Raw genomic sequence first — 20,197 nt, 5'->3', positions numbered from 1 at the left:
AACTCCCTGAGCGGCTTGCCTGAACTTTTCGTTCAAAGCGGCGCGCATTATAAAGCGCCTCAACTTCCTGTCAACACATTTTTTAAAACTTTTTAAACCGTCTTAAAAACCGCTCCTCCTGAGCTCCTTCAAGGCCGTTCTAATGTTTCGTTTGCCTCGAAAGTGATGCGCATTATAGACACTAAATCAAACCCCGCAACCCCTTTTTGAATCTTTTTTTAAATTAATTTCAAAGCTTAAAAAAAGGGAAGAGGAACTGACTAGTATAGCGCCAATTTGAGTGAAAATTAAGCAGAATTGGCTGTATTAATTAGATTATTTGAACCGCTTGGATTAACTATGCTTATCCGCTCATAATGATGAGCGGATAGAGCTTTCATGCTATGACTTCTTATCGCCTTCTTCTTCTTCAATATAGTCAGAAGGTTCAACATCGTTCTCAGCAGTATCTATAGGCTCTGCTTTTTTACGTAAACGACGCTCTTCTTTAATGTCTTTCATACGCCACAACGTCATTACCGGTCCCGAAAGCGCGTATAAGGCAAAACCACCAAATAATACCGATGGGGGATCCATGGCAATGAAAATAAAGATAAGCACTATGATTAACACGCCAATAAAGGGGATCTTTCCTTTCCAGTCAACTTCCTTGAAGCTTGAATAACGAAAATTACTGACCATTAGAAGACCAGAAATTAGAGTTAAAATACCAATATAGACACCCCAGGGCTTTGGATCCCATTGGTATTCAACGCCCAGCCATACTAACCCCGCTAAGACGGCAGCAGCAGACGGACTGGCTAACCCTTGGAAGTAACGCTTATCCGCTGTACCCACTTGTGTATTAAAGCGTGCTAGTCTTAAAGCGGCACCAATGACATAGACAAATGCTGCTAACCAACCAAACTTTCCAATATCGGTCAAAGCCCAGTTGTAAACGACCAAAGAGGGAGCAATACCGAATGACACCATGTCAGCCATGGAGTCATATTCAGCGCCGAAATCACTCTGAGTATTGGTCATTCGTGCCATTCGTCCATCAAGCCCGTCCATAATCATGGCGATAAATATGGCTATAGCCGCGTTTTCAAAATGGCCTTGCATGGATGCCACCACGGCATAAAACCCTGCAAATAAGCCTGCTGTCGTAAGCAGGTTAGGTAGCAAATATATGCCTCGACGGTTCGCTAATGGCTTCTTCACTTTCATAGAATGGTATTACCTATTAAAAACGCGTTATAATCAATGCATTACATCTTATCATAACTAGCAATAGTGAAAATCATTTCAGTAAAATTATATGAGTGATGAACAAACAGAACCTCGAACGATTATTTTAGGAATTACCGAGAGTGGTAAGAAGTTTCGCCCCAGCGACTGGGCAGAAAGGATGTGCGGCAACTTATGCACTTTTCGAAACCGCCGCATTATATACTCTCCCCTATTGAGGCCAGGCGTTTATGAAGGCGTAAAATCCGTTATTATGTCTAACCAGTTATCAATACAGCACCCTAATATGTTTAAAGAACTGCTGGAATTTGCCAAAACCAATAAATTAGTGGTAAAAGAAGAAAGTATAACTCCAGCATAATTCTCACTTTTTACAAGAGAACCATTATGATTGCTAAAAAATCACTTATTATCACAACGTTACTGGCCTTATCGGTAAGCTTCGCAGCTTTAGCGGATAAGCCAATCTACAAATGGAAAGATAGTCAAGGTAATATCAAGTACACGCAAAACAAACCTCCGCGCGGTACTGACTTTGAAACTATCTACCAACGTCAGAGTTCAAACTCTTCAGACAGTATTTCTCAGGATCTGGAGTCAGATACCCCTGAGTCAAGTAACTTTGCAGAAAGAGAAGCCAACATTGCTGAGCAACAGGCCAAGATAGACCAAGTTGAGCAGCAAAATGAAAAGATCCGAGAGCAAAACTGTAAGATAGCAAAAACTAACGCAAAAAGCCTAGAACAAAGCCAGAATGTGATTGCTATTATTGATGGTAAAGAAACAATGTTGGCTGGTGAAGATAGGATAAAACGACTTAATGTCGCAAAAGACAATATTGCAAAATACTGCAAATAAGCAAAAGCCCTCATCGCGAGGGCTTTTTTGTAGGCCTTGATCAGCATATGGTTAATTCATCGCCCTCTATATCTAGCGCTATTTCTGTATTTGGTTGAATCTCACCTGACAGTATTGCCTTTGATAGTGGGTCTTCTAAACGGTGCTGAATAGCTCGCTTTAAAGGCCTCGCCCCAAACACAGGATCAAAACCAGCTTCAGCTAACGTTTCCAACAACGCATCCGTGACGGTCACCTCAAAGCCATTATCTTTTAACCGCTGCAACAGTCTATCAACCTGAATTGCAGCGATTGCTTTGATTTGCTCTTTAGCTAGCGGATGGAACACTACGATTTCATCGATACGATTAATAAATTCAGGTCTAAAGTGATTACCAATCACATCCATTAACATAGTCTTCATTTCGTCATAGCTTTTCTTCTCATCAACTGTCTCACCACTGTGCTGCTGAATCAGATCAGAGCCCATATTGGAGGTCATCACAATAACAGTATTCTTGAAATCGACGGTGCGTCCCTGACTATCGGTTAAGCGTCCATCCTCAAGCACTTGAAGTAAGATGTTAAAAACATCAGGGTGAGCTTTTTCCACCTCATCGAACAAAATAACGGAATAAGGTTTGCGTCGAACGGCTTCCGTTAAATAGCCCCCTTGCTCGTATCCCACATATCCCGGAGGAGCGCCAATCAAACGCGCGACAGCATGCTTTTCCATAAACTCCGACATATCTATCCTGACCATCGCGTCCTCTGTATCAAATAAGAACTTCGCTAGGGTTTTACACAGTTCAGTCTTACCCACACCTGTCGGCCCAAGAAAAAGGAAAGAACCATTCGGACGATTCGGGTCTGATAAACCAGCACGCGAGCGACGAATAGCGTTCGATACCGCTGAAACGGCTTCATTTTGTCCAATGACCTGCTTGTGAAGCGCATCTTCCATCTTTAGGAGTTTCTCACGCTCCCCTTCTAGCATTTTAGCGACAGGAATTCCGGTCCATTTAGACACCACTTCTGCAATCTCTACGTCAGTCACTTTATTTCTCAAAAGCTGCATTTCTTCAGTATCTTGCTCAGAAACTTTCGCCAGTTTAGCTTCCAACTCAGGAATTTTGCCATACTGAAGCTCTGACATTTTTGTCAGGTCTCCGGCTCGTTGAGCGGCTTCAAGTTCAACTCGCGCCTTATCCAGCTCAGCTTTTATATTTTGAGCCCCATGAACAGATGCTTTTTCAGAACTCCAGATTTCATCCAGCTCAGCATACTCTTTTTCCAGAAGATCAATTTGTCCTTCCAGATCACTTAAGCGCTTCACAGAGCTATCATCGGTTTCTTTCTTCAAGGCTTCACGTTGAATTTTTAACTGAATCAAGCGTCGCTCTAAGCGATCCATAGCCTCAGGCTTAGAATCAATTTCCATACGAATACGACTCGCCGCTTCATCAATCAAATCAATCGCTTTATCAGGCAATTGTCGGTCAGTAATATATCGCTGCGACAAAGACGTTGCGGCCACAATCGCAGGGTCAGTAATTTCGACACCATGGTGGACTTCATAGCGCTCTTTTAAACCACGCAAAATGGCAATGGTGTCTTCTGTACTCGGTTCGTCCACCAAGACCTTTTGGAAGCGACGCTCTAAGGCTGCATCCTTTTCTATGTATTGACGATATTCATCAAGCGTTGTCGCACCAACACAATGCAGCTCTCCACGTGCCAGAGCAGGCTTAAGCATGTTACTGGCATCCATAGCACCGTCCGTTTTACCGGCGCCGACCATGGTGTGTAGCTCATCAATGAACAGAATAATTTTGCCTTCCTGTTTCGATAGGTCACTGAGAAGAGCTTTTAAGCGCTCTTCAAACTCCCCGCGAAACTTTGCACCAGCAACTAAAGATCCGAGGTCGAGCGATAACACTCGTTTATCCTTCAAGCCTTCAGGCACTTCACCATTAATAATACGCTGCGCCAAACCCTCAGCGATAGCGGTTTTGCCGACACCGGGGGCGCCTATTAACACAGGGTTATTCTTGCTACGGCGTTGTAATACTTGAATACAACGTCGGATTTCATCATCGCGACCTATCACCGGATCGAGCTTGCCGCTTTCTGCTTGAGCCGTTAAATCAATGGTGTACTTTTCTAACGCTTGTCGGTTTTCCTCAGCATTGGGATCATTCACGCCCTGTCCACCGCGAATCTTGGTAATCGCCTCCTCAACCAACTGCTTGGTAATACCTTGATGATTTAGTAGTTTGCTCAAACCTGACTTGGTTTCTAAGGCAGCCAGCAAGAAGAGCTCTGAGGCTATGTATTGATCTTGACGCTGCTGTGCAATCTTGTCACAAATGTTCAGCACCTTGCCTAAATCTGGTGATAGGTGGACCTCTCCCGCATTGCCAGAAACAGTAGGTAACTTGTCGATTTCAGCTTCGACAGCTTGTGCTAAGACAGAAGGGGCTGCACCGATTTGGCTTAAAATTGCCGAAACACTATTTCCCTGTTGTTGGAGCATTGCCAACATTAGGTGTAAGGGTTCAATGTATTGGTGATCGCGACCCACAGCCAATGACTGTGCATCAGCTAAGGCCGATTGAAATTTACTGGTAAATTTATCCATTCTCATTTGTAAGACCTCAATGGTTTATATCAATTAGAAACTGATATGCGCCATAAAAAAACATCAGTTGTTGTCTTACAAAATGTGGGTTTATTTTAGATTTTCAAGTGCAACAATTAATCAAGTTTAGGCAAAGCGGTCAATTTTTCTCGGTGTCCGAGTAAAAGCTCACCGAGTTCTTGCAGGGATTCAGCGGAGCTAAAAAATTGGTAGGGGATATTAGGAAAACGTATGACTTGCGTGTGAGATCTGAGAAACAAAGGCTTAAATACACTGCCTTGCCCACGAACGCCTGTAATGCGCGCTACAACAATCGTCTTTTTTGTCAGTTCAGCCAAGCGCTTAATCCCTGCTTTGACTTTATAAGGCTTCACCTCGTCAAGATGAATTTTTCCATGAGGGAATAACGCAACAGTATCCCCATTATCCAGCGCTCGTTTTGCCTGACGAAATGCGATATCAGCTCTACCCGTACGATCGACAGGAATGCAGCCAGCCCCTTTGAATAGCCAGTTGAGTCCAAAGCGTTCATACTCTTCTTTTGCAATCATAAAACGTATTGGGCGATCGCAGGCGGCTATCAACAATAAAGGATCGACACCGGAAACGTGATTTGAAATTAGAATGGCGCCATCAGACTTTGGCAGATCAAATTTTTCAAGTTTAAGTCGGTGAAACTTAACGCAGTATCCACGACATAAACCATCTATAAAATTGAGTGTTTTTGATCCCCAGTCGACATGATTGTATTTGTTGGATTTAACTTTTAGGTAATAAGCAGCCTTCACAACAAGCACAATAACTACAAGCCAAATTACAACGCTCAAATTGTCGAAAAACCAATCAGTCATGGGAATACTCTAAAGATGCTCTCGAATGTCCATTATTGTTAAACTATTGAATCCAAACCACTGTCGCCATCCTGCCAGTCGTAGCGCTTTTACCCTGCTCGTGGGTTGCTCGGCGGTGAGAATAAAAGTCATCGTTATGATGATAGGTACAGAGGTCGCTTTTAAACACATTAACACCCAACACCGACATTTCTCTGTCTGCGATTCCGGCTAAATCACACATCCATCGCTGATCGCTATTGGCCTCAAAGTAATCACTAAAGTCAACGCTTTTCTCAACAAATCGCTGACGTACCTCTTGCCCAACTTCAAAATAATTTTGGCTGATTGCCGGGCCAATCCATGCCATTAGTCGCGATGAACCTGTGTAGGTTTTCACAGCCTTTGACACGATACCATCTAACAAGCCCCTCCAACCAGCATGAACTGCTGAGACCCACCCACCGTCTTCTGCACACAATATAATGGGTAGGCAGTCTGCCGTCATTACAACGCAAGCTTGGTTGGGTGCGGAAGTAAAGCAAGCATCGCCATGCGTTTCATTCGAGCCGTGCTCTAACAAAATGGTACTGTGAGTCTGATTTAACCAATGAAGGTTATGGACTCCTGCCACGTCAGAGAATACCTTGCGATTGGCTTGCACATGCTTTAGCTCATCCCCGACATGAATAGCAAGATTTAGGCTATCCCATGGTGCTTGACTGGTGCCTCCATGACGCGTTGTGCAAAAAGCCTTTACGTTGCTTGGAGCTGACCAGTTAGGAGATACGAGCTTTAACGTCATGTCTAATCTTCTTGACTAGCAAAACGCTCACGGTTTTCTACCAAAGCTTCACGAAGTTCTTGCATATCCGATGGCATTGGAGCGCGCCACTCAATATATTCGCCAGTAGCCGGATGCTTGAGCCCTAGAAGACTCGCGTGGAGGGCTTGGCGCTTAAACTTAGATAACTTTTCCTTTAACTCAGGAGTAATTTTAGTGGGCACTCGGTAGCGACCACTGTACAAAGGATCACCAATGATCGGGAACTTTAAATAACTCATGTGAACACGAATTTGGTGAGTTCGACCTGTTTCAAGGCGTAGTTTTAGATGGGTATGGTCGAGAAACTTCTCAGCAACACGATAGTGCGTTATCGCTCTCCGTCCGTCAGGAATAACAGCCATAGCTGTACGCTTTGTTGGGTGGCGACCGATCGGCACATCAATAGAACTACCTGAAACCATGACTCGGTTAACCAACGCGTCGTATTCACGAGTAAAGGCGCGTTTTTGTAGCTGCTCGACCAAGCTGGTGTGCGCAGCAATGGTTTTGGCAACCACCAAAAGACCCGTTGTTTCTTTGTCTAAGCGGTGAATAATACCGGCTCTTGGTAAATTCTGGAGTTCAGGAACATGGTGTAACAAAGCATTCACCATCGTCCCCTCTTGATTACCAGCGCCAGGATGTACCACTAAGCCCGCAGGCTTGTTAACCACTAATAGGTCATCATCCTCATAAACGATATTAAGCGCGATAGCCTGAGCTTTCCACTCACCAGCCACTTCAATTTCCGCATTAACTTCGACTAATTCAAACCCCGCCATTTTGTGCTTGTTGGAAGTGATGACTTCATCATTCACTTTTACATAGCCCTGCTTTACCCAGTCCTGGATTCGGGAGCGCGAATAATCCTCAAAAGTTTCAGAAAGTGCTAAATCTAAGCGTTTTCCGTAAACTTTTTCGTCAAATGTATGTCTTAGTTCAATAGATTGGGTAGTCATTGTAAATTCGCGTAAAAAGATTGGCGTATGACATGCTGTCAGTTAGAATGACTCACATTGTATCAGGCTTACTATAAACAGAAAGAATTAATATGCAAAAAATCGTTTTAGCACTATTAGCCAGTATCGCTTTGTTGCTTGCTGGATGTTCCACGACCCCAGAAGTAGAAGAAGAGGAAACCAAGCTCGAAGTAATGACAGCTCAGCAGCTGTTTGACCGTGCCAAAAGTTCATTGAGTGCCGGAAATTACACGCGAGCAATCGAAATGCTTGAAGAGATTGATACGCGCTACCCTTTTGGCAGCATCTCTGAGCAGGCTAAGATGGACTTACTTTATGCTTATTTTAGAAAAGCAGATTATGAAGCGGGACAAGCGCTAGCGGATCGTTTTTTGCGCCAGCACCCACAACACGAAAATGCTGATTACGTCTATTACATGAAAGGTGTTATGCATTTTGAATCTGAAGTTGGTTTCTTTAAAGAAACGTTCCAAGCAGACATAGAAACGCGCGATACCACAAACCTCGAAGCCGCTTTTGATAACTTTAAAGCTTTAGTCGAAGTTTACCCGGAAAGTAAGTATGCCCCTGACGCACGCAAGCGAATGATTCAAATTCGCAACCTGCTTGCTGAAAACCAACTTCATATTGCTCAATACTACATGGAAAGGGATACTTACATTGCCGCTGCTAACAGAGCAAAGTACATCGTTGAAAACTTTCCACAAACTCCAGCTGTCCCCTATGCACTAGATATGCTGATTAAAGCTTATAACGTATTAGAGCTACCAGAATTGGCACAACAGTACCGCAAAATATTGCTGTTGAATTACCCTAATTACGATTTTGCGGATCTGTAACGCTCTTTAGTTGGACAAAAAAAAAGCGGTCAATTGACCGCTTTTTTAATGCTTACAGAACTGCTCTGAAGCTACCTGTGGTTAACTCTAAATAGCCTCGCTACTCTCTTCCCCCGTACGAATACGCACGGCTCGCTCAACATTTGTCACGAAAATCTTTCCGTCACCAATTTTGCCTGTCCGAGCGACCTCAATAATGGTTTCAACGCATTTGTCGACCAAGTCATCATCGACCACCACTTCAACTTTAGCTTTCGGCAGAAAGTCGACCATATACTCAGCACCACGATAAAGCTCAGTATGACCCTTTTGTCGACCAAAACCCTTGACCTCTGTAACCGTCATACCATTAATGCCTAAATCCGTTAACGACTCTCGAATATCATCCAACTTGAATGGCTTGATAATCGCTTCAATCTTTTTCATCACTGTTTCCTCTGAAACTCTTACTTAAACTGTCGGCCAAACCCTGAAGTGATTGGGTAACGTCTATCGCGCCCGAAGGCTCTAGCGCTAATGCGAATACCAGGCGGTGCCTGCCGGCGCTTATGCTCATTGATATCCACCAAGCGAATCACTCGCCTCACCACATCTTCGTCATAACCTAGCGCAACAATATCAGAAATACTACTATCGTGCTCTACATACGCCTCAAGAATGCCGTCTAAAATGTCATAGGGCGGTAAATTATCCTCATCTTTTTGATCGGGAGCCAGCTCAGCAGAAGGCGGACGTGTAATCACCCGCTCGGGGATCACCTGAGAAATGGTGTTCCTGTATTTAGCCAGCTTATAGACCATGGTCTTTGAAACATCTTTGAGCACATCAAAGCCGCCAGCCATATCGCCATATAAGGTACAGTAGCCTACCGCCACTTCAGACTTATTACCCGTGGTTAAAACAAGGCGTCCAAATTTATTGGATAATCCCATTAAAATAGTACCGCGGCATCGTGCTTGAATGTTTTGCTCCGTAGTATCCAGCTCCGTGCCTTCGAGCTGACCTGACATTTGTTGAATAAAAGCGTCATAAATCGGCTCGATAGAGATGATATCGAAGTCAATGCCAAGAGCCTCAGCTTCTTCTTTAGCGTCTTCGATGCTCATGCTTGAGGTGTATTTAAACGGCATCATTACCGCATTGACCTTTTCTTTGCCTAAGGCATCTACCGCGACCGCTAGGGTTACCGCAGAGTCAATGCCCCCTGACAAGCCAAGTAAAGCCCCCGGAAACCCGTTTTTACCAACATAATCTTTCACACCAAGAACCAGCGCCTGCCAAATTTCTTCTTCATCATCCCACTGCTTGGAGCTGGGTTGAAGCGCGCTTAAATGGTTGGTGGCTTTATCAAAGTCAACACACGCAAAGTCTTCCGACATTTCAGCAGCTGTAAAAACACAGTCTCCACTGGAGTCATAAGCACTCGAGCAACCATCAAAAATCAATTCATCCTGCCCACCAACCTGATTGACATAAATCACAGGAATGGAGTTTTCCCTAGCACGACGGGACATTTCTTCCCCCCGAACCGGTGCCTTTCCATAGTAATATGGTGAAGCATTAGGACTTAAGATGAGCTCGGCCCCAGCTAGCTTCGCGACTTGCGCAGGCTCAGTGAACCAAAGGTCTTCACAAATAAGAATGCTCACGTTAACGCCTTTAAAGTTAACCACAGGGCAATCGTTAGCTGGTGTAAAGTAGCGCTTCTCGTCAAAAACAGAATAGTTGGGTAACAACTGCTTGTCATAACACAGCAATAAAGCACCTTTATGAATCAGGCTAGCCGAGTTGTAGGTTTTACCGCCCTCCTGACGCGGATGCCCAATAACCATGGCGACGTTGGAGTTTAATTGTTGCAAATCAGAAAGCGCCCCCTCGATCAGCCCGAACAAGTCCGGTCTCAACAAGAGATCCTCGGGTGGGTAACCTGATAGGGCCAGTTCTGAAAACACAACAATGTCAGCACCAGCTTCTTCGGCTTTTTGTACTGAGTTCTTGATCAGGTTCAAGTTATACTGAACATCACCAACAATGTAGTTATTTTGCGCAAGAGCGATACGCATTGACTGTCTCTACTCGAAATGATTTGCCTATTGTCCAATAATTACGTCGTTTTTCAAAGTCTTAAAGCTAGAAACTTGAAAAGAAACTTCACAAGACTTAATCTGTACTATGACAATATGACATTAAGGATATTGAGTGTTAAATAACAATAAAAAAATTGAGTTTGGTTGGCAATTCCTTAGATACTATTCAGTAGTAAGGTTAGCCTTATCATTGCTACTATTACTGCTACCCTTTATTTTCAAAGCTCAACAGGAACTGCACGATGTAGATACCTACACCTCTGTAGCTATCAGCTACCTTATTGTTGCTAACCTTTTGTTATTCTTAGCATTCGTTGAACATCAGTTTAAAATTCAAGCACTCAGCCAGCCGTTAATAGATATTCTGTTTATAGCCCTGCTGGCCTATTCCGGCAATCAAAATACAGCCGTATATATCGTGATGATGGCACTTGTGTCTATCGTTGGCTTGTTTCTGACTCGCCATAGAGGTGGCTTGCTTTACGGTATTTTCGCGTGTGGTGCCATTGTTTTAATCCGCCATTTTCGTGAAGACTCGATTTCAATAGCCGATTTTTCCGACTTAAGTCTCCAGATAGCAGGCATATTAGCGGTTACTGTTCTCGCCAACATTTTAGCTCGCCGTATGACTGACTATGAAGTGGAAACGCTGGAGAAAAGCGAGTCGATTTACAAAATGCATCAACTGAACAGCCAGATCATTGATAAAATGAACCGAGGTGTTGTGGTGGTGAATCAAGAAGGTATCGTGCAACACATTAACCAAACAGCTTGGTACGGCCTCGGCTTACCTGAGAATCCGGTCGGGAAGCCTCTGAAACAGATAGCCGATGATCTTTGGTATCAATTTGATAAACTTGCCCACGAGAAAGATAAGGTTACCGGAAATATCAAGTCAGAAGAAGGCTTAGCCTTCAAAGCAACAACAACAGGGCCGCAATTGCTGCCTCGCTTTATTTCTCTAGTTGAAGGTGAAAAAGTACTGATCACTTTAGATAACTATGCCGAGGTCCTGAAGCGGGCTCATCAGTTAAAGCTGGCATCCCTTGGCCAACTAACAGCTAACATTGCTCACGAAGTTAAAAACCCTCTTAGCGCCGTCAGTCAAGCCTCTGCCCTCCTTGCGGAGAAAGAGTATAAAACTGAAGAAGATATAGAACTGGTGCGCATTATTCAGCGTCAATCAAAACGAATTAACGAAATTATAGAAAATGTGCAAAGGGTGTCCAAAAGTAAAGCCCCCAATCGAGAGGCCATCGTACTGAGTCGCTTTATTACTCACTTTGTTAAAGAATACAATCAGGGATTAAAAATCGATGCAACTATCACGCTAGATGACATCAATGAAGACCTAATGGTTGTATTTGACCAGGGACAGCTAAAGCAGGTGCTGTCGAACCTTTTCGATAATGGACTAAAATATAGCCACATCAACACCAAAGAATATCGCTTGCACGTTACAGCAGGGCAAGACCCCATCAGTGGCGACCTCTTTTTAGATGTAATCGACGAAGGAACAGGCATTAGCCTCGAACAAAAAGATAAAATTTTCGAGCCTTTTTATACCACCTCCCATGACGGCACAGGCTTAGGCTTATATATCTCGAAAGAACTTTGCGAAGCAAACCAAGCACATCTCGACTGTATTCCAGTGGCTTTTGGTGGCGCTTGTTTTCGAATCAGCTTTGATAGTTACCAGTAACAAGGACGTCGAATGAGTGAGTCGCAGCCCAAAGTGATAATCATTGATGACGAAGCAGATATTCGTCATTTGCTAACAATGACTTTAGTTCAGATGAAGCTAGACGTTGTTAGTTGCAAGAATATCTCGGAAGCAAAGTCAGCCATGGAAGAGCAGTCTTTTAATTTCTGCTTAACGGACTTAAAGCTTCCAGATGGCAATGGATTGGATCTCGTTCGCTACACAAAAAAGCACTACCCACATATGCCGATAGCGGTAATCACAGCGTACAGCACGACAGAAAAAGCCATTGAAGCGATGAAGCTTGGTGCATTTGACTTCTTATCGAAACCGATAGACCTCAACCACTTAAGACAACTGCTAAAGCACGCTTTCAAATTTAGCGCTCAACAAGAGGAGCCTAAGAAGGAAGCTATCTACAAAGTCTTTGCAGGTGACGACACCTATGCTACAAGCTTGAGAAAAAATATCGCCAAAGTAAAAGGCTCACAAGCTCCCGTGGTAATTATTGGTGAGCCTGGCACCGAGAAAGAAGGTCTAGCTAAAGTCATTCATCAGCAAAGTTCTCGAGCGAATAACGCCCTCGTTTTTTTAGACTTAGAAGCACACGACGCGTCCACGCTTGAAAAACTTTTATTTCATAACGATCAATCCTGTCAAAGCTTCCTAAGTCGTGCCGACGAAGGAACACTTGTTATCAGCAACCTACACCTCTTGACCCTGCCTTTACAAAAACGTTTATTGCAATCTATAGAGGACAAAAGTTACTCACTAGGTGATGACGCTGAACCCGCCATGCTCGACATTAGACTCATCGTATGTACTGAAACAGATTTATGTAAACTCGTTAAACAGGGGCAGTTACGGGAAGACCTTTACTTTAGAATCAATGTTATCAATCTAACCATACCGCCACTTAGAGAGCGTAAAAATGACTTAGAGGCCATTGCTAACTCTTACCTAGAGGACTTTCGAAGCAATAAATCACTCAGCCCCGCCACTTTAAAAAAATTACTAGAGCATGACTTTAACTTTAACTATCGAGAAATGGAAAACGCTTTACTTAAAGCCTGCACTCTCTCGTCAGGTGAAAAAATAGAACCCGAAGACTTAATTCTCATGGATACTAGTCCTGATGAGTCAGGCGATAGTTTGGACGAGCTTGATAGAGGCAACCAGCCTCTCGATCAGTTTCTTGAAGCTATCGAGCGCCGTGAAATTGAAAAGGCACTCGAGTACACACGTTGGAACCGTACTGAAGCGGCAAAGCACTTACAAATTAGCTTTAGGACCATCCGCTATAAAATGAAAAAACTCGGAATACAATAATCCCCTCTAAAGTCAGAAATCTCCTACAGAGTGAAGGCGTAAACTCCTAAAGACAAAGTCCTTGGTGTTTACTAGAGTGTGTGCTCAAACAGCTTACTTGGAAGTATCATGGTAAAAGGATTTACCCTGCCCGAGCTCTTAGTATCACTTGCTATTTTGAGCATCGTAACTGCAGTAGCAACACCATCATTGAGTGATATGATTGAAAAAAACAAGGTTAGTACTGACGTGCTTACCGTCAAAACACTCATCAGTACCACGCGAAGCAAAGCCATCACCGACAAAACGTATCTAGTCATTTGTGGTCAAATTGAAGATAGTTCCTGTAATCGAAACTGGTCTACACTGAGCGTGTTAGCCAAAGACAGCAAAGCTCTCATCTACAGATCAAAGCTGTCCGGAAACTATGCATCCGTTACTTGGTCTGCCTTTCAGAACAAAAAAGCGTTGACCTTTGCACCAACCGGCTTTACACACCATCAAAATGGCACCTTGTATCTATGCCATGAGTCTAACGACAAACTTCATCGTGCCGTTGTCGTCAGCAAGTCTGGACGAACAACCATAAAAAGTGACACCAGAAAACTCCTCGACAGGTGCTCTTCAAATAATTAATTCATGACACATAACTGTCATAATCGTTGTCATATTAAAGCTATTGCTTACCAGAGGTGATTACACTAGAGTGATATTAAAGGTAGAACAATAAACAAAAGGCAGAGTTAACTTTTAATGAAGCACATAGATATAGAAATTACTGCAGAATCCGGCCTGGAATTACTGACAAACGATGAAATCGCTAGGTTAAGTGAGGACTCTAAGGATGGTGACCATCAGCTCTTTAAAAAGTGTATCTTGGCAGTTCTGAACAGCACCCATATCACTGATGAAATTAGCTATCATAATGAGCAATTAAAACACTTTGATGTGGAAGTTCTACAGCTAAATAAAGGCGTCAAACTTAAAATCAAGAATGCTCCAAGTACAGCTCTGGTCGACGGTATCATGATCCAAGGGCTCAAGGAGCAGGTTTTTAGCGTTCTACGAGACATTGTATTTCTAAAGCAAGAACTTGAGTCCAATGCTCGGATTGACTTTAATTCTAGCAACGGCTGCACCAATGCTATTTTTCATATTTTAAGAAATGCTAAGGCCCTGCGTCCTGGTTATGATCCCAATATGGTTGTTTGCTGGGGCGGTCATGCCATACCTGAATTTGAATACCAATACAGCAAAGAAGTCGGTTATCGGCTTGGGCTAAGAGGTTTCGATATTATAACTGGGTGCGGCATAGGAGCGATGAAAGGCCCCATGAAGGGCGCCTTGATCGGTCACTCTAAGCAGAGGATTAACAACGGACGCTATATCGGCATTACCGAACCTGGCATTATTGCCGCAGAGTCTCCAAATCCCATCGTCAATGAATTGATAATCATGCCAGATATTGAAAAACGATTAGAGGCCTTCGTTCGCTTAGGACACTGCTTCGTTGTTTTTCCTGGTGGGGTCGGTACAGCAGAGGAAATTCTTTACATACTCGGAATCCTATTACACCCCGATAATAAAGACACTCCTTTCCCTTTGATATTTACTGGACCCAAGGCATCAGCTCCCTATTTCGAGCGCATTGATCGGTTTATTGGAGACACTCTGGGCGCAGAAGCACAAAGTAAGTACCAGATAATAATTGATGACCCCGTTGGCGTTGCCAAAGCTGTGCAAAAAGGTGTTGCAGACGTGCGTGAGTACCGCAAAAAAGTTCACGATGCATACCACTTTAACTGGCAGTTAAAAATATTATGGGGATTCCAGGAAGAGTTCATACCAACCCATGAAAATATGCGTCAATTAAACTTGAGCAAGGATCAACCGACACACCTGCTTGCCGCAAATTTGAGAAAAGCCTTCTCCGGCATTGTCTCGGGTAATGTTAAAGAGAAAGGCATCAGAGAAGTTGCTAAACATGGTCCCTATGAAATTCAAGGAGACTCTCATATTATGGAGCAGATGGATGCTCTGCTTGAAGCTTTCGTGATTCAAAAACGCATGAAGCTGAATGCCAAAGACTATGTCCCTTGTTACAAAGTCGTTAATACGACAAAGGATAGAAAGCCTGAAGTGGTAAAGTAATCACAGAAAGCAGGAACTGCTTATCTACGACTACTTGTTATCGCTTTGCTTTTCGCTTGACGCTGGTTTAACATTTTTATCAGCGTCAGGATGTTTTTGACTTGCGATATACACCACCCAATAGTCTACATGAGGGGTATCCCAATTACTGGCATACCCGACTCCAATCTCGTCTTGCTGTAGAAAGAAAGCATGCTCTCCGAATAAATGCACTCTATGTTGGTATGAATTTTTGAAGTTATCTAAAACGTCATAGGCTGAAGAATAACCTCCCTGCACAGCTTCAACGTGATTGCCTTCAATGGCATCGTCTGGTAAATATAATCGATATCCTGATGCCATAAGCCTTCTGTCAGGGCCTCCTTCGATTCCGTAGTGACTCACTTTTCCCTGACTAGCCATTTCTTCGGCTTTTGATTGAGCGATACTTGCCAACTGTTCATTGCACTGAAGGCTCTCGCGCAATTGATCCGAGTCTTCTACGATTAATTGTGCCAGCAACCTGGTTCTTTCACTATTACCGCATAGGTTATAGGATGCTTCCTCAAGCTCACTGTAAGTCTCCTGTTCAGCCAACACGCTCTCTGCGAAAGAGTGACTCGAACAGAAGACTAAGTAGAAACTACTCAGGAGAACTAGGCCACTCTTTAACATATAAATCCTGTTTGCTGTAGGGGATTTCAATATTGTTCTCATTGAACAACTTATGAATTTGCATGATAAGTTTATGCGATATCAAACCTTTTTGCTCTGGTCTTTCAATCCATGCCATAAACTGCAAGTCTATGCTGGAGCCACCAAAATTACGGTAACGAACTCGCGGCTCAGGGCTTGAGCATAAATCAGCATTGTCAGCGACCATCGCCATCAAGACATCATGAACTTTTTCCAAGTCACTGTCATAGGAAACACCCACATTGATTCGGAGACGAGTTTTTTCCCAAGGCCCGCCACTTTCATTAACGATTTTGGCATTGCCCATGACTGAGTTAGGAATAGTAATCTCAACATCATCCCGAGTTAATAAGCGTGTACTACGGATCCCAACATGAGTAACACGCCCTCTTTCACCAGTATCCAAAATAATGTAATCACCGAGCTTATAGGGAGAGTCAGCAACGATAAAGAAACCAGCAAAAAGGTTTGCTAATGTGTCTTTTGCAGCAAAACCTACCGCGATACCAATGATACCTGCTGAAGCTAACCATGCCGTTGGGTTAATTCCCCAGGAAATAAACATCACATAAAGAGCGGCACCGACAATCAATATTTTAGTGGTAATGTCTAAAATTGGGATGGTACGTTCATCAATAAACTTGAAGCGGTTTTCCTTCTGAGAAAATGCTTCGAGGATGATTCTTGTGACCTTTAATAGTTTTCCCATCAAAGAAAGAATTAGCAACGTAATAACAAAGCGCTTTAAAAAAGTATCAACGGAAGACGAGAACTTCAGCGCTTCAACGGCTAATAATAGTGCGATATTAAAGACAATGGCATAAATCGACTTTGCTAAGATTTGATAAAACTTATCATCAAAATCGTTTGAGGTTTTGCTGGCTAATTTACCAAGCACACTACGAAATATCCATTGAGCCAGTTTCGCTATGACAAAACCAACCACCACAACTGAAGCGGCTAATAGCCAAGGATTGGATTCCAAACTTTGCCATAAAGGAACAATTGCATCCGGCAGGTTTGACTTCATATCACTCAGCATTTCCTCTGCTACTTGACTACTGGTATCAACGGATTCTTTTTTCGAGCCTTCATCTGCCATATGAGTTCCTATTATAATAAAAAACGGCTTAGAACTTTCATTCTAAGCCGTTCAAGGAAAATATCAAATTTCCAATAACTTACATTAATTCAGCCTAAGGCATATCAAACTCTTCACCTTCTTTTTCAACTTCAGGTGGCATCAGGTCTTCTTTTTTAACACCTAATAATAGAGCGACAGGACTTGCGACATAAATCGAAGAATAAGTACCAATGAACACACCGACGATTAATGCCTCTGCGAAAGAGTGAATCGTCTGCCCGCCGTAAAAGAACAACGCCAACAATACCAACAATGTTGTTATCGAGGTCATTAAGGTACGCGACAAAGTTTGATTGAGTGATGTATTAACCACATCTTCCGATGATCCTTTTCGCATTCTTAAGAAGTTTTCACGAATTCGGTCAAAGACAACGATGGTATCGTTCAAGGAATAACCAATGACCGCCAGTAGCGCTGCCAATACGGTTAAATCAAACTCTACCGCTGTTATCGAAAAGAAGCCTACAATGATGATGACGTCATGCGCCAATGCCATGACCGAACCTACAGAGAACTTCCACTCAAAACGTAGCGCCACATAAATCATGATACAGATTAAGGCGACAATCATTGCGAGGCCGCCCTTTTCTTTTAGCTCTTCACCAATGACCGGGCCGACAAATGACTGATCTCGCTTAGTCACAGCATCACCACCAGAACGCAAAGCCGCTAGCACTTCGTCACCGACTTTGGCGTTTTCGATGTGATCCTGTTGTGGCATACGGATTTGTACAATCTTGGCTGAACCAAAGTTTTGTACCACAGCACCATTGATATCAATCCCTTCTAACTGTTCATGAATCTTAGGAATATCAGCATCTTGCTCATAGCCGACTTCAATCAAAGTACCGCCTGTAAAATCTAGGCCATAGTTCAATCCTTTGGTAAAGAATGAAGTAATTGACCCAACAATTAACAATATAGATAACACCATTGCGAATTTGCGCAACTTCAAGAAATCAATATTGGTCTCTTTATTTAAAATTTGCATAATTCACCTCTACCTATATTGATAGCTTTTTGACGGTTCGACCACCGTACATAAGGTTAACAATACCTCTACTGACAAAGATGGCAGTAAACATTGACGTCAAGATACCAATGAACAAGGTAATTGCGAAACCTTTAACGGGGCCGGTACCAATTGCGAAAAGGATAATTGCAGCAATCGCTGTCGTAATATTCGCATCAGCAATGGTCGAAAGTGCATGGCCATAACCTTTATCGATCGCCTGTGCTGGACGTACCCCCGCTCTTAATTCTTCGCGAATACGCTCGAAAATCAGCACGTTGGCATCAACGGCCATACCAACCGTTAATACGATACCCGCGATGCCTGGTAGGGTTAGTGTCGCTCCCATCAAGGACATCACACAAACAATCATGACAAGGTTTAATGTTAAGGCAACATTAGCCACCACACCAAACAGCTTGTAATACACCAACATGAAGCCCAGAACTAAAGCAAAACCGATAATAACGGAAGTGACACCTTTCTGGATGTTTTCTTCACCCAAAGTAGCGCCGATCGTTCGTTCCTCGACAATAAATGTCGGAGCAATCAAAGCACCAGAACGAAGCTTTGTCGCAAGGTCTCGTGTTTCAGCTTCAGTGAAGCGCCCAGTAATTTGGAAGCGGCTTCCGAATGGGCCGTTAATGTTTGGAGCACTGATTAAACGCTCTTCAAGCTCAGAGCCTACCAGTACACGTTTTCCATCTTTAATATCAAAAATAGGTCGTGATTCCTTGAGAATCATTGCCAGTTGATTGCCAACGTTTGAGGTTGTGGTTCTGGTCATTTTAGAACCACCTTCGCCGTCCAAGCGAACCGATACCATTGGCTCATTGGTTTGAGGGTCATAGCTTGCGGTAGCGTTGGTTAGATGTTCACCAGAAACTTCCACTTCATCATAAACAACTAAATAACCAGACTCAGACTCAAACAATTTGCTGCCACTTGGAACACGTCCATTTTGCGCAGAAATAACGTCAGCTTCATGATTGACCAAACGGAATTCAAGAGTCGCCGTCGCGCCCAATATCTGTTTTGCTAAAGCCGAGTCTTGAACACCTGGTAATTGAACCACGATACGATCAGCACCTTGGCGCTGAATAAGTGGCTCCGCAACACCCAATGAATTAACACGAGTGCTTAGAATAATGCGGTTCTGATCAATCGCATTATCTTTGATCTCTTGTAGCTTTTGCGGGTTTAAAGTACCGCGAATAATTGGGCGGCCACCTTTTTCAGAAAGCTGCAAATCGATTCTGCCAGTATGATCCTTAAATAGTGCCTCGTAAGCTCTTTCAGCATCTTCCTGACTGCGGAAACTTAACAACATGCCATTTTCAATCGGCTCTACGCGGCCACGAATCGAAGGCTCTTGTTCGGTTAGAGTATCAATAAAGTCTCGGCGTAATTGATCTTGTTGACGCTTAAGCGCTTGATCCATATCAACCTGCATCAAGAAGTGAATACCACCGCGCAAATCAAGTCCGAGCTTCATTGGCTCACCACCAATATTCGCCAACCACTCCGGGGTTGATGGAGCTAAGTTTAAAGCAGTCACGTAATTTTGGTTTTTCAGCGTCGGGTTAAGAATATCATTCGCTAATTCACGCGCTTTCAGTTGGTCAGCGTCTTTCTTAAAACGCGCAACCACTTGTTGAGTGCCCGCGTCACCGATTGTTTTAGGTTTAACACTAAGAGCCTCGACACCGTTTTCTTCCCACGCTGTTTGAATCTCTTCAAGCTGAGCCTGAGTGATCACAGCATCCCGTAAACCCGAAAGCTGTACCGCTGGATCTTTACCAAAAATATTGGGCGATGCGTATAAAAAAGCGAGTGCCAACAAAACAATGATCAATACATACTTCCACTTTGGGTAAGTATTGATTGGCAACTGCTGTTGATTTGGTTGATTGACGAACATAATTTAGCCTGTTG

18 protein-coding genes are annotated in these 20,197 nt (G+C 43.3%); 7 read left to right on the top strand and 11 right to left on the bottom strand.

Features of this window, described 5'->3' with window-relative positions; all coding sequences use genetic code 11:
- Window positions 1–381: 381 nt before the first annotated feature.
- Window positions 382–1,209: a CDP-diacylglycerol--serine O-phosphatidyltransferase gene (gene pssA / locus ABD943_RS11665; protein WP_345293358.1), complete on the bottom strand. Its 828-nt coding sequence runs from the start codon at window positions 1,207–1,209 to the stop codon at window positions 382–384.
- 91 nt (window positions 1,210–1,300) lie between these two features.
- Here pssA and ABD943_RS11660 point away from each other — a divergent pair, with 91 nt between their 5' ends.
- Both ABD943_RS11660 and ABD943_RS11655 read left to right on the top strand, forming a co-directional pair.
- On the top strand, window positions 1,301–1,591 hold the full coding sequence (locus ABD943_RS11660) for a DUF3579 domain-containing protein (RefSeq protein ID WP_345293357.1): 291 nt from the start codon (window positions 1,301–1,303) through the stop codon (window positions 1,589–1,591).
- Window positions 1,592–1,617: 26 nt separating this feature from the next.
- The gene (locus tag ABD943_RS11655) at window positions 1,618–2,088 is read left to right on the top strand and encodes a DUF4124 domain-containing protein (RefSeq protein ID WP_345293356.1); all 471 of its coding nucleotides are present in this window, start codon (window positions 1,618–1,620) and stop codon (window positions 2,086–2,088) included.
- A gap of 40 nt (window positions 2,089–2,128) precedes the next feature.
- Here ABD943_RS11655 and clpB read toward each other — a convergent pair whose 3' ends face one another.
- The 4 genes from clpB to rluD form a co-directional block, all read right to left on the bottom strand.
- Window positions 2,129–4,708 carry an ATP-dependent chaperone ClpB gene (gene clpB / locus ABD943_RS11650; RefSeq protein ID WP_345293387.1) on the bottom strand — a complete coding sequence of 860 codons (2,580 nt, stop codon included), beginning with the start codon at window positions 4,706–4,708 and terminating at the stop codon, window positions 2,129–2,131.
- A gap of 116 nt (window positions 4,709–4,824) precedes the next feature.
- Window positions 4,825–5,559, bottom strand: a complete 735-nt coding sequence (locus tag ABD943_RS11645; protein WP_345293355.1) for a lysophospholipid acyltransferase family protein — start codon at window positions 5,557–5,559, stop codon at window positions 4,825–4,827.
- Between the two features lie 43 nt (window positions 5,560–5,602).
- On the bottom strand, window positions 5,603–6,343 hold the full coding sequence (gene pgeF / locus ABD943_RS11640) for a peptidoglycan editing factor PgeF (protein WP_345293354.1): 741 nt from the start codon (window positions 6,341–6,343) through the stop codon (window positions 5,603–5,605).
- A gap of 2 nt (window positions 6,344–6,345) precedes the next feature.
- On the bottom strand, window positions 6,346–7,323 hold the full coding sequence (rluD, locus tag ABD943_RS11635) for a 23S rRNA pseudouridine(1911/1915/1917) synthase RluD (RefSeq protein WP_345293353.1): 978 nt from the start codon (window positions 7,321–7,323) through the stop codon (window positions 6,346–6,348).
- Window positions 7,324–7,415: 92 nt separating this feature from the next.
- Here rluD and ABD943_RS11630 point away from each other — a divergent pair, with 92 nt between their 5' ends.
- Window positions 7,416–8,183: an outer membrane protein assembly factor BamD gene (locus ABD943_RS11630; RefSeq protein WP_345293352.1), complete on the top strand. Its 768-nt coding sequence runs from the start codon at window positions 7,416–7,418 to the stop codon at window positions 8,181–8,183.
- Window positions 8,184–8,270: 87 nt separating this feature from the next.
- Here ABD943_RS11630 and ABD943_RS11625 read toward each other — a convergent pair whose 3' ends face one another.
- Together ABD943_RS11625 and ABD943_RS11620 are read right to left on the bottom strand one after the other, a co-directional pair.
- A complete protein-coding gene (locus ABD943_RS11625; protein ID WP_345293351.1) occupies window positions 8,271–8,609 on the bottom strand; it encodes a P-II family nitrogen regulator in 339 nt (112 codons plus the stop codon).
- Window positions 8,610–8,629: 20 nt separating this feature from the next.
- The gene (locus tag ABD943_RS11620; protein WP_345293350.1) at window positions 8,630–10,246 is read right to left on the bottom strand and encodes an NAD+ synthase; all 1,617 of its coding nucleotides are present in this window, start codon (window positions 10,244–10,246) and stop codon (window positions 8,630–8,632) included.
- 136 nt (window positions 10,247–10,382) lie between these two features.
- Here ABD943_RS11620 and ABD943_RS11615 point away from each other — a divergent pair, with 136 nt between their 5' ends.
- From ABD943_RS11615 to ppnN, 4 genes are all read left to right on the top strand, one after another.
- The gene (locus ABD943_RS11615) at window positions 10,383–11,972 is read left to right on the top strand and encodes a sensor histidine kinase (protein ID WP_345293349.1); all 1,590 of its coding nucleotides are present in this window, start codon (window positions 10,383–10,385) and stop codon (window positions 11,970–11,972) included.
- Between the two features lie 12 nt (window positions 11,973–11,984).
- A complete protein-coding gene (locus ABD943_RS11610) occupies window positions 11,985–13,301 on the top strand; it encodes a sigma-54-dependent transcriptional regulator (protein WP_345293348.1) in 1,317 nt (438 codons plus the stop codon).
- Window positions 13,302–13,409: 108 nt separating this feature from the next.
- Window positions 13,410–13,916 carry a GspH/FimT family pseudopilin gene (locus ABD943_RS11605; RefSeq protein WP_345293347.1) on the top strand — a complete coding sequence of 169 codons (507 nt, stop codon included), beginning with the start codon at window positions 13,410–13,412 and terminating at the stop codon, window positions 13,914–13,916.
- Between the two features lie 117 nt (window positions 13,917–14,033).
- On the top strand, window positions 14,034–15,431 hold the full coding sequence (gene ppnN, locus ABD943_RS11600) for a nucleotide 5'-monophosphate nucleosidase PpnN (protein ID WP_345293346.1): 1,398 nt from the start codon (window positions 14,034–14,036) through the stop codon (window positions 15,429–15,431).
- Between the two features lie 30 nt (window positions 15,432–15,461).
- On the opposite strand, the gene ABD943_RS11595 is transcribed toward ppnN, so the two are convergent.
- The 4 genes from ABD943_RS11595 to secD form a co-directional block, all read right to left on the bottom strand.
- A complete protein-coding gene (locus ABD943_RS11595) occupies window positions 15,462–16,085 on the bottom strand; it encodes a CAP domain-containing protein (RefSeq protein WP_345293345.1) in 624 nt (207 codons plus the stop codon).
- The gene (locus ABD943_RS11590; RefSeq protein WP_345293344.1) at window positions 16,054–17,208 is read right to left on the bottom strand and encodes a mechanosensitive ion channel family protein; all 1,155 of its coding nucleotides are present in this window, start codon (window positions 17,206–17,208) and stop codon (window positions 16,054–16,056) included. Before ABD943_RS11590 ends, ABD943_RS11595 begins: the two co-directional genes overlap by 32 nt.
- A 94-nt stretch (window positions 17,209–17,302) precedes the next feature.
- Complete coding sequence (gene secF / locus ABD943_RS11585) at window positions 17,303–18,241, bottom strand: protein translocase subunit SecF (RefSeq protein WP_345293343.1); 939 nt, start codon at window positions 18,239–18,241, stop codon at window positions 17,303–17,305.
- 13 nt (window positions 18,242–18,254) lie between these two features.
- Complete coding sequence (gene secD / locus ABD943_RS11580; RefSeq protein WP_345293342.1) at window positions 18,255–20,183, bottom strand: protein translocase subunit SecD; 1,929 nt, start codon at window positions 20,181–20,183, stop codon at window positions 18,255–18,257.
- Window positions 20,184–20,197: the final 14 nt, after the last annotated feature.

The sequence above is a fragment of the Kangiella marina genome (genome assembly GCF_039541235.1).
GTDB classification, from domain to species: Bacteria; Pseudomonadota; Gammaproteobacteria; order Enterobacterales; family Kangiellaceae; genus Kangiella; species Kangiella marina.
Note: the sequence above shows the minus strand (reverse complement) of the source record. Positions and strands in the feature narration are given on the sequence as shown.

Coding starts and splice junctions, on each gene's coding strand:
- ABD943_RS11655 (WP_345293356.1), top strand. CDS start 1,618: ATGATTGCTAAAAAATCACTTATTATCACAACGTTACTGGCCTTATCG.
- ABD943_RS11625 (WP_345293351.1), bottom strand. CDS start 8,609: ATGAAAAAGATTGAAGCGATTATCAAGCCATTCAAGTTGGATGATATT.
- ABD943_RS11660 (WP_345293357.1), top strand. CDS start 1,301: ATGAGTGATGAACAAACAGAACCTCGAACGATTATTTTAGGAATTACC.
- ABD943_RS11595 (WP_345293345.1), bottom strand. CDS start 16,085: ATGTTAAAGAGTGGCCTAGTTCTCCTGAGTAGTTTCTACTTAGTCTTC.
- rluD (WP_345293353.1), bottom strand. CDS start 7,323: ATGACTACCCAATCTATTGAACTAAGACATACATTTGACGAAAAAGTT.
- clpB (WP_345293387.1), bottom strand. CDS start 4,708: ATGGATAAATTTACCAGTAAATTTCAATCGGCCTTAGCTGATGCACAG.
- secF (WP_345293343.1), bottom strand. CDS start 18,241: ATGCAAATTTTAAATAAAGAGACCAATATTGATTTCTTGAAGTTGCGC.
- ppnN (WP_345293346.1), top strand. CDS start 14,034: ATGAAGCACATAGATATAGAAATTACTGCAGAATCCGGCCTGGAATTA.
- ABD943_RS11610 (WP_345293348.1), top strand. CDS start 11,985: ATGAGTGAGTCGCAGCCCAAAGTGATAATCATTGATGACGAAGCAGAT.
- ABD943_RS11645 (WP_345293355.1), bottom strand. CDS start 5,559: ATGACTGATTGGTTTTTCGACAATTTGAGCGTTGTAATTTGGCTTGTA.
- ABD943_RS11630 (WP_345293352.1), top strand. CDS start 7,416: ATGCAAAAAATCGTTTTAGCACTATTAGCCAGTATCGCTTTGTTGCTT.
- ABD943_RS11590 (WP_345293344.1), bottom strand. CDS start 17,208: ATGGCAGATGAAGGCTCGAAAAAAGAATCCGTTGATACCAGTAGTCAA.
- ABD943_RS11605 (WP_345293347.1), top strand. CDS start 13,410: ATGGTAAAAGGATTTACCCTGCCCGAGCTCTTAGTATCACTTGCTATT.
- ABD943_RS11620 (WP_345293350.1), bottom strand. CDS start 10,246: ATGCGTATCGCTCTTGCGCAAAATAACTACATTGTTGGTGATGTTCAG.
- secD (WP_345293342.1), bottom strand. CDS start 20,183: ATGTTCGTCAATCAACCAAATCAACAGCAGTTGCCAATCAATACTTAC.
- pssA (WP_345293358.1), bottom strand. CDS start 1,209: ATGAAAGTGAAGAAGCCATTAGCGAACCGTCGAGGCATATATTTGCTA.
- pgeF (WP_345293354.1), bottom strand. CDS start 6,343: ATGACGTTAAAGCTCGTATCTCCTAACTGGTCAGCTCCAAGCAACGTA.